At 49.0% G+C, this 9,658-nt stretch carries 8 protein-coding genes; 7 read left to right on the forward strand and 1 reads right to left on the reverse strand.

What is annotated here, in order from left to right; genetic code table 11:
- Nucleotides 1-595 precede the first annotated feature (595 nt).
- Nucleotides 596-814: a hypothetical protein gene (locus tag AC07XZ_RS28930; protein ID WP_011333849.1), complete on the reverse strand. Its 219-nt coding sequence runs from the start codon at nucleotides 812-814 to the stop codon at nucleotides 596-598.
- 287 nt (nucleotides 815-1,101) lie between these two features.
- On the opposite strand from AC07XZ_RS28930, the gene AC07XZ_RS28935 reads away from it, so the two are divergent.
- The 7 genes from AC07XZ_RS28935 (at nucleotide 1,102) to AC07XZ_RS28965 (ending at nucleotide 9,475) form a co-directional block, all read left to right on the forward strand.
- A complete protein-coding gene (locus tag AC07XZ_RS28935; protein ID WP_102688677.1) occupies nucleotides 1,102-1,704 on the forward strand; it encodes a hypothetical protein in 603 nt (200 codons plus the stop codon).
- 740 nt (nucleotides 1,705-2,444) lie between these two features.
- Nucleotides 2,445-3,269, forward strand: a complete 825-nt coding sequence (locus AC07XZ_RS28940; RefSeq protein ID WP_256590604.1) for a hypothetical protein — start codon at nucleotides 2,445-2,447, stop codon at nucleotides 3,267-3,269.
- Nucleotides 3,270-3,541: 272 nt separating this feature from the next.
- On the forward strand, nucleotides 3,542-5,347 hold the full coding sequence (locus tag AC07XZ_RS28945; RefSeq protein ID WP_102688676.1) for an ATP-binding protein: 1,806 nt from the start codon (nucleotides 3,542-3,544) through the stop codon (nucleotides 5,345-5,347).
- 178 nt (nucleotides 5,348-5,525) lie between these two features.
- The gene (locus tag AC07XZ_RS28950) at nucleotides 5,526-7,268 is read left to right on the forward strand and encodes a P-loop NTPase fold protein (RefSeq protein WP_102688675.1); all 1,743 of its coding nucleotides are present in this window, start codon (nucleotides 5,526-5,528) and stop codon (nucleotides 7,266-7,268) included.
- Nucleotides 7,269-7,621: 353 nt separating this feature from the next.
- On the forward strand, nucleotides 7,622-8,155 hold the full coding sequence (locus AC07XZ_RS28955; protein ID WP_102688674.1) for a PAAR domain-containing protein: 534 nt from the start codon (nucleotides 7,622-7,624) through the stop codon (nucleotides 8,153-8,155).
- Between the two features lie 6 nt (nucleotides 8,156-8,161).
- Nucleotides 8,162-8,875 (forward strand): peptidoglycan recognition protein family protein, encoded by a 714-nt coding sequence (locus tag AC07XZ_RS28960; RefSeq protein ID WP_102688673.1) that lies wholly within the window; start codon nucleotides 8,162-8,164, stop codon nucleotides 8,873-8,875.
- A gap of 378 nt (nucleotides 8,876-9,253) precedes the next feature.
- Nucleotides 9,254-9,475: a hypothetical protein gene (locus AC07XZ_RS28965; protein ID WP_102688671.1), complete on the forward strand. Its 222-nt coding sequence runs from the start codon at nucleotides 9,254-9,256 to the stop codon at nucleotides 9,473-9,475.
- Nucleotides 9,476-9,658: the final 183 nt, after the last annotated feature.

A 9,658-nucleotide genomic window follows, 5' to 3' on the forward strand; every position in this document is an offset into this window, starting at 1 on the left:
TTCGTAGGGCGAGGCGGGGTCGGTTTCGGGTGGGTTGGGTGTTGGTTTGATCATGATGTATCTCCTGGAAAGCAATCTAGGAGCCATCACCCGTCGCTACCAAACGTAAGGTGGTGGCCATGCTCAGGTTGGTAGACCGGTCCAGGAACCCGGCGCTTCCGAAGAAGCCCTGCGCACGGCCACCATAAAAAAGCAGAGACGAGAACGATCCCTGCAAAGAGGTGGCGCTATGCGCCTGGAAATACCGGGCTACCAAACCCGATCACTGATTTTCAGTGACCCCAGAACGATAAAAGCCGCATGCCAGGCGCACAAGCCGGCGGATTCTGGCGTAGTCGTAGGCAATGACGCAAGGCGTTGTAGCCTTGGGGAAGTTACGGCGGGTTGCTTTAAACGGACCTGTTTAAGCGCTCAAAGGTGAGGGCTTATTTCCTGAAAACAGTCCCGTCCCTCATCGGCCGAAAGGGAAAGGGCGAAGCTATTTAGAGGTCGGAGAAGGCGGGTGCGTGCGAGTAGTTCGCAGCAGAGAGAAGCGCTTGGCACGGAACCAAGCGCTCAGGGTAGGGCGGGGCAATTACGGCTCCACCCTGATGTTTCAGTTTTTGCTGGCGTTCAGTTTGCGCAGTTCTTCGTAGGTCGCCGACTGGACGAACCAGAAGCCGGAAATGATGCACCAGCACAGGGTGCCGGCCACGAAGATACCCAGCGCCGGCAAGAACCCACTGGTGAAAATCGCGACGATAGCGACCAGCCAGATGAATGCCAGGGAGAGATAGAGGACGGTGTTGTTGACGCTGATGACGAAGTCTTTCACGGGGCATATTCCTTGCGGGATGTAGAAAAAATCCCCCTATCCGGGGGGCGGACGCATGCTATCACAGTGCCTTCACTGGCCAAGAGAAGCGAGCTCTTCGTCTGAAAATAAATCCGTCTCCTCTTTTCGTTGGGAGTGTCTGCTATCGGCCATTAGCCGACGTTCAGTGCGGTCTACTTCTGATAGATTCGAGCATCAGCGCATATCCTCTGCTCTGTTTCGAATGGAATTTGTCACATGGAGGCGTGCTATACAGCAAGCATCACCAAGAACGGAGAATCAACGAAATGAAACCGCCAGCATTCACAGTCAATGCTTTGGGCGTAATGGTGGCCATCTCCGAACTTGGGGTGTCGGTTATCGCTCAGCAGAAAATTGGAACATTCGCAGTCGCATTCGGACTTTTCGAGGCCCACCTAGAGCCAGCGGTTTGGGCACTAAAACGCGAAAGCGTGAAGGGGGTTAGACCTTCCACTGATGGGCCACCTGCTTCTCAGTTAGTCACAATTGTAGGAAATGGCAGGGAGGATTTGAGCCCAGGTGCGAACGAAGTCCTGGCACGCGCTGCCGAAGCAGCTCACAAGTTGATGCACTATCGCCATTCTCTGCTCCACGGCTACTTAGTGCCTCTCGGGGAAACAGCATTTTTTATGCGGAATCCTCGGTGGAATGGTGAGGAGAGAAAGCGACCGTTCGGTGATGCTTCAATCGAGGATTACATTCTTGATATGGCAGCAGATGTCGCATGGGTACTGGTACGGATCATCGCCGTACTGCGAAAGATAAACGACGATGCAGAGACAGAGACGAAACTCGAGTCCTTTGCTTCAGACCTCACTAGGATCAAACCATACCTGGGAGAGGTTGCACGGACTTATCGCACTACCTGAGCGCTACAGTTCCTGCGGTGCCGTATGAAAAGGCGGCACTTCCGTAGATTCCTTCGATTGACCGATTTTGGCCGATTGCTGCCTGTTGTGAGGGGCTGCAATCGACCCAAAGGAGAGGTCAATCTCTGTGTCAGGTTCAATCCAGGAACGGACGTTTACCTTTCATCAACATCAAATCAAAAACGGCTTGAAAAGGCTCGCGGCTGTTTCCGCTGTAATTGCCAAATCAAAACCCTGTTATCACCCGATAGATGGGTAACACGCGTCCTTGGAAACATTTGTGCCCGTGAAGTAAGTCATTTTTTATCGCGCGTTGACACACTCCACACCCTAAGCGTAGCCAGATCCAGTTTTCCCTGGCATCCCTTCCAAGCAAAACCCTACTGACTTTATCGGCTCTTGGAGTGGACAGCGTGCTGGCGAAATACTAGCTTGCTAGGGATAAGTGCCCCGTCAAAGCCAACCATCGAGCCGAACAAATGGAATCCGGGTGCAAAGAGGGAATTTCTTGATGGAACAAAATCACGGCTTAAGCTGCGTACTTTGTTATAAAACGTCTTCAGGTGACGATCTTTCATTTCTGGTTTTGAGCGCCCTCAGTGGGCAGTCGGTTAAGCGCTGCCGAAATCGTCATAATGACGACCCTTCATACATGCAAAGACCGAAAGCCAGCCCCCCTAGAACTGGGATTTTTGGCCGGAAACATTGCCATATGTGCAAGTTAAACCAACGGAGCCATTATGTTTGAATCAATTGACCCATTGGATGCCTATAACAAAAATGTGAATATTCTAATCGGCTCAGGGGCGTCGGCGGATTTATTCCCAACTTTGGCACTAGAAATTAAAGACGCCACCGGCGGGTGGGAAACAATTGAGACGCTAGCTACAAAGTTCGAGCATTATCCAGAAAAGCGTACAGCCCTATTCATGCATTATTACAACACCTGTATCTTTCCCGTTCAGACATTTTCCCCTTCGGCAGTTCAAACTACCAAAGGCAAGGAAAATCTTTTGAATTATCAGGCGCTCATGAAAACCCTGCTAGGCTTTCTTGATCGTCGAAAGGAACTAAATCGTAAAATCAATATTTTTACTACCAACTATGATGGGTGTCTCGCTCATAGTGCGGACCAAATTCAAGCGCAAGGGACGTATGATTTTGTAATCAACGATGGCACGTCCGGCTTCCATAAGAAATATCTACATGCGAAAAATTTCAATACATTTCAATGTCAAACAGGAGTTTTTGAAAGAGCCAGCTATGGAGTTCCTCAACTAAATATCATCCATCTGCACGGATCTGTTTACTGGTCGAAACACGCAGATAAAATTGAGGTTAGCTATGCTAATCAATTTAACCATCTGCTCACTGCAAGGACAATTAGCAAGATCAGTCCATTCTCCAGCTACTTAGGCACCCCGGGCGGGTCTACCGCACGCGTACCAAATGTGAAATTCACTAGTGAGCAAATCGCTAAGTTTTGGCAGGCGTACAATAAGTTACCTATCGTCAACCCAACAAAATGGAAATTCCACGAAACCGTATTTGAAGAGCATTATTAGCCGAACTCGATCCTTATTACTTTTGGCTTCTCATTTGCTGATGAGCACATCCTTAAGTTGGTCCAACGCTCGCTGGTAAACCCTCAACTCCAGACGTTCATTTGCTGCTATAGCTCAGGTAGCGCAGCCTCGATGCGGAAAGAATTTCAGCAATGGAGGAATGTAACTGTAATCGGTCCGCCAGAGGGCGTCAAAATGGATTTTTCCAACTTCAACAAGTACGTGCTGTCGCTCAAGCCACAAACTTATATCCCGCCAGAGGATGATCTCGTATGAGTATTGTCGTTGGTGAGGTTATTGCCGTGTCAGGTGTTAGAATTTCTCTTCGTATTTTCGAGGACTCCAGCCACGAGACCATTTTTTACGACGGGATGAAATATCGGGGGGTGTCATTAAGAGAGCATCTCCTTATTCAGCGAGGGTTCATTGATATTGTTTGTTTAGTTGAGGGCGAATACCTAGATGAAAAAAAGCTCGATGTAGAGGCTGAAAAAACCATATACGTTCGTAAGGTCGATGTTAGACCCATAGGATATGTTGTTGATGACACGTTCTATGAGGGCGTGAAATACATGCCCATGATCAGAGACCAGGCATTCCTACTAAGCGTATCCATGGTCAGCAAAATCTATGGGACCGAAGGAGATAGCAATTTTTCCATAGGCGCCATGCTAAAGGAGGATGTATCAATAAATCTGCCATGGGCCAAGATCTTCAATGGCCATCTTGGCATTTTTGGCAATACAGGGAGCGGCAAATCCAACACTCTCGCCCAACTGTACACCACCTTATTTAGAGAAAAGTTAGATGGACTGAAGAACAAAAGCCAATTTGTTATCATAGATTTCAATGGTGAATACACTGAAGGGCAAATCCTTCCTGCCAAAGATAAACAAATCACAATATTAGATACCAAGCGAGGTGGGGAACAATTCATGATCGAAAGCATCCATTTTTGGGATGCGCAGACACTTAGCCTACTATTCCAAGCTACGACCAATACTCAACAGCCTTTTCTTAGGCGGGTAGTGAGTGGCAGAGATAGATTTAAAGATATACCTCTGGCCAACTACTTTATGAAAACTTTTCAAAAAGTTTTCAGTGCAAGCGAGCCAAAATCTGACGCGCTTGAACTGACTAGAGAAATTGCTAGGTTGGTGTGCTGTGAGGAACTGGAGAACCATCTTGCAAAAATAAAGTATAACGCCGTAAAGAAGTATTTTTTTCTAGATGGCCACTATTATGACTCTGACGGCAAAAGCTATGCTGCTTTTTTAAAGCCGTTATTGGAAGCACATTTGGACTTGAGCGATCTCGATCAATTTGATGAGCTTATTGTGCGTTGCTATCTTCAGCTCTGCTTGGATGTGCTCTTGGGTTATGCACAATACGAGCATATCCAACCAGTGCTGTCACGGGCCAAATCCTCTATTGATTCCCTTCGAAAAGTAATAAAAATCGTTGATACTCCAACATCACGTCATCTACTCCATGTGATTTCACTGAAAAAATGCAACAATGAAATCAAGAAACTCCTTCCCATTCTTATCGCCAAGAATTTCTACATTAATCACAAGGAGTCGGAAACTTTAAAAAGCCCACCAGCGCAAACATTGCATTTAATAATTGATGAAGCCCACAACATACTGTCGGAACAGTCCACGCGAGAACACGAGATATGGAAAGACTATCGCCTGGAACTATTCGAGGAAATAATTAAAGAGGGGCGAAAGTATGGTGTATATCTAACACTTTCGAGTCAGCGACCAGCCGATATTTCTCCCACTATCGTTTCACAAATTCACAATTTTTTTATTCACCGCTTGGTCAATGAACGTGACCTCATGCTTTTGGACAATACCATCAGCACGTTAGATTCATCCTCGAAGGCATTGATACCCACTCTTGCCAAAGGCTGTTGTGTGGTTACTGGTACAGCATTTGACATCCCCATGATTCTTAAAGTTGATCCGTTGGTCAAGGCGCATCGGCCAGCCAGCGATGATGTCAATCTTGAGGAGTTATGGGCCAACCCGAAATCTTCACCGGATATCCTTATAGTTCCTTTACCTGACTGATAGCACTCTTACTAAAAATTAAGGGCGGTCGAATCGACGCCAGTTTTGTAGATGTATTGAATGTCTGCTTTTGGCCGAAAGCTGCCGCTCGGGAGGGTAGTCTTTAGAGGCATTGCAGCGTTTAGCATCAGCATAAATCGACAAGGGCGATTTTTTGCGTTCAACAAAGGAGGAGAGTATGTCTCTATCAAAAACGAAAGAACGATTGCTCCGCTTGTTAGGGCAGGACGACAACAGGGTCATAGCGCTGTCGGGGAAGTGGGGCACAGGCAAGACGCATCTGTGGAACGAGGTCAGAACTGCCTCTGCCAACGAGAAGGCCAAGAAGGCTCTCTACGTGTCGTTGTTTGGTCTTTCGAGCGTCGACCAAATGAAGCGCAAACTGATCGAGTCGGCAATTCCCGGCGTTGAGTCTCATGGCGGCGTGTTCGACGGTATTAAAAACCTCTTTAACGCAAGCATGTCCGCGGCTTCGCAGCACTATAAGGCGATGGCCGCCCTCAAGGACCTCAACGTGTTGTTGATGGCCCCGGTCGTGCTTCGAGACAAGCTAATAGTCATCGACGACATTGAACGCAAGCACACTAAGCTCGGTATCGACGAGGTCTTGGGCTTCATCGACGACTACTCCAAGCAGTTCAACGTGAGGTTTCTCTTAGTGTTGAACGACGACCAGCTATCCACGGATGGCGGCCAGGCGAAGCTGTGGGAGACCTTCCGCGAAAAGGTCATCGACGAGGAAGTCAGGCTAATGACCTCCCCGGAGGAGGCGTTTTCGATAGCCATCAAGCTGACGCCATCGAAATACGCGCAGGGGCTGGAGCGAGCCATTGCGATCTGCGGGCTCACCAACATCCGTATAGTGGGCAAGGTGGTGAAAACCGCCAACCAGATTTTGGCTGGTCGAGATTTGGACCAAGCGATCCTGGCGCGAGTGGTGCCGTCGATCGTCCTGTTTTCCGCGATCCACTACCGCGGTATTCCAGACGGGCCCGATTTCCAATTCGCGCTGAACGTGGCGAATCCAGACTGGATGCATTTCGGCCGGGACAATAACGCAGAGCTGACTGAGCAGGAGAAGCTCGAGGACAGTTGGCGATTGCTTATGGAAGAGCTCGGCGTTCACTGCTGCGACGAGTTCGAGAAAGTGCTCGTCGATTTTTTGGAGTCCGGACTGTTCGACGCGGAGCGTGTTCAGACTATCATTGACCGGCTCATCGCTGGGACGCAGTCGCTACAAACCAGGGAGACTGCGCACGACTTCTTAAAGCGGGCGTTTTGGGACCATCGGCTAAGCGATGCCGATCTGCTGGCTCAAGCCGGTCAGTTCCCCGCCTGCGCCGAATTGCTGGACCCCTACATCGCGACCCAGCTCTTTGACACGCTCTGCGAGCTCCCTGAGGGGCAAGCGCTTGGCCATGCAATCATCAATGCGTGGATAACTGCCTTCGAGGAGGAGAATTACCAGTACGTCGAGGATGACAACCCGTTCAACAACCCGATCCATCCTGATATTCAGGCAGCTGTAAATGCTGCCAAAGCTCGGACCCAAGCGAGCACAACCATAGTCGACGCTTGTCTCGACATCATCAATAACCGGGGTTGGGGGACATTACAGGAGGTGGCCATGAAGCGGGCTACGGTAGCGGATTTCGATGCTGCAATACGAAGTATGGAAGTAGACACGCTGCGTCAGTTCATGCGGCGGATGATTGAAATGTGTCTTCAACGGTCGACTTACGACGCTCACTTCGGCACGGCGACCCAGCACTTCCTTGACGCCTGTCGAGCGATTTCGAGCGACTCGAATTCCCCTCGGCTCGCAGCGTTGATTAACAAGCTTTTCGCCAAAACAGCATTAGCAATTGAGCTTACCCCGCTAACCCCCGCACAAGTTGAGCCTGTTGTGAAGGCTGACTAGCTGAAATCTCAACTGGTGGTTTGCGCTTCCTGGGCTTGCAGAGCTTCCTCAACATGAAGACCGCGGGCACACCCACCATCTCAATGGCAGTATCTCCATAATAGGAAAAACTGATGGCGCTTGACGATAGCTTATTGTTTGCCAGCCTCGATTTTCGCATGCCTGCTCGGGGTTGATAATCGTCATGTATGACTGACTGCTTCTGGCCGAAAGCTGACACTCAACGACCTCTGCCTAACCATAGGCGATTCAAAGCTATCGCCAATATGCCCATCAGAGCGGTGCCTTGAGCCACTGTTCGACGCAACTCTGATACAGTCGCCCTTGGAAAAATCGTAGACAGGAAGTCATACATGGCAAAGCCAGCTGCACGCATAACTGACCCCACCAGTTGCCCTATGCCTGGGCACGGGCCCAAAGCCATTGCGTCCGGATCTCCCGATGTGTTTTTTGACGGCCTCGCAGCCGCAAGGAAAGGCGACACTTGTACCTGCGGCAGCGCTTTGGACTCGGCAGTGTCTGCGACGGTGTTCATCAATGGCAAGAATGCCGCTCTGGTGGGAACCGTCGGCACACACGGCGACGTGGTTATTGGTGGCTCGGGTACGGTGATCATCGGCGACTCCCATACTCCCGCACCGTTCACGCCACCACTCCCGCTTTTACTGCAGAAAACCTATGGGCATACTTTCAGCATCGTTGATAGCGAGACTGGTCAACCTCTAGTCGGAAGAAATTTCACTGCCACTGTAAATGGTCAAAAGATTACAGGTGTTACCGACAGCGCCGGGATAGCAAAGATCAAAACCCCAGTCAAAGATGCCAATATTTCTATCAGTATTGATTTTACTTCTCCAGCTCGGACGCTTAACGAACTAACGGACTGACCCAGAATGGCTGAACAATTTACTACTGAAGCAAAAGCGACTGAAGTCAAACCCGCTGTGCCAGTTGCTCCCACGATTATCACCGTCAACGATAGAGCTGCCACTAGAGAAGCGATCATCAGACTACTCAGCAAAAACAAGTGCGAATTTGTAGAGCGATCATCATGGGGAGCGCATAAAGCAAAAGGTGAAATGGTGGATGATTGGGACTACTCGATGATCGCCCTTCACCACGCAGGACGAAGTGTAGGCTGCGGTGCTGGTGCAGGACAAATGCGCGCGATTCAGAGTGAACATCAGGCTAAGTTTGATGATATCGGCTATCACTACGGCATCGATTGTACGGGTAAAGTCTTTGAAGGACGTGACATACGGTTCAAGGGATCAAGCGTACATAACTACAACACGGGTGTGATTGGTATCGTTTTACTGGAAAACCTGACAACCGCCGAAGAGGGTGGCGATATGGTCGCTTTTGCTCGCCAAGCCCTCGAAAGCATCAACGGCAACATGGACCAGAAAATTCCTGCTATACAAATTGATACCCTTCTGACCTTGATTCAGGCCCTGACCAGCGTTTTCAGGGTGACGACGTTAGGTGGGCACCGTGAATACCCCATGCAAGCCGGCGAAGGAAAAATTTGCCCTGGTAATATCGGCATGGAGCTTGTTAGAAACCTTCGGATTAAAACCAAACTTTTGCGACCGCCTTCATCATGAAATCGCTGCTAATCATATTATCAACCACGATTGTTGCCATGCTTTATATAGGTTTTTACGAAAAGATGGAGGACGCTTATCCGGAAAAAGTATTCTTTATTAAGAAAAGTCCCACATTTCAGATGGAGTTTGAAAATATTTTCGCGTACGAATCCGATGATAAAAAATTGAGTGAGCTAAGCGAGGCGGAGCGAAGTCTGGTTATTAATTATTGCAAGTATCGACTTGGCTTGGATACGACATTAAAAAGTCAAAGCGAGCTTGAAAAGTGTAAACAAAGGTAATCGTAAGTCGCCCCTGTAAGCCGAGGATTTCTCTGAAATGTATCTGGCGACTATTATCGATTGCGACTAATTGGGCTGTTTTTCCGGAGAAGCAATGCTAACCGATCAGCAAGCTCGAATAGCACTCAAAGAGCTAGTAGAGAAGTATCTCAAAGGGATAGCCCCTGATTGTCAGCTCTTAATTGAGTTGATTGAAGACTCATCGCAGCCAGTTCCTGTCAGGGGAGTATTGGAGGATATTCGAAAATATGGCAACGCCCGATACACGCAGCAAGAATTGGAACACATTGACGACTGCTTATACATCTTCGGCTGAAGCGGGTGCATGTCTGCACCCGCGTTGAAACATAGTAATTAATTAGCTTGGTTTGATAGACGTCATTTGGAGGCTGCTATTGGCCGGACGCGGACCTCGACGAATATTTGTTTTAAGCCACTTCAAAGACCCTCCAACCTAAGCCTTAACCCACCGCCCCCGACCCCAACCACTCAACCAATC

Source organism: Pseudomonas sp. GW458-11-26-14-LB4 (assembly GCF_059423925.1).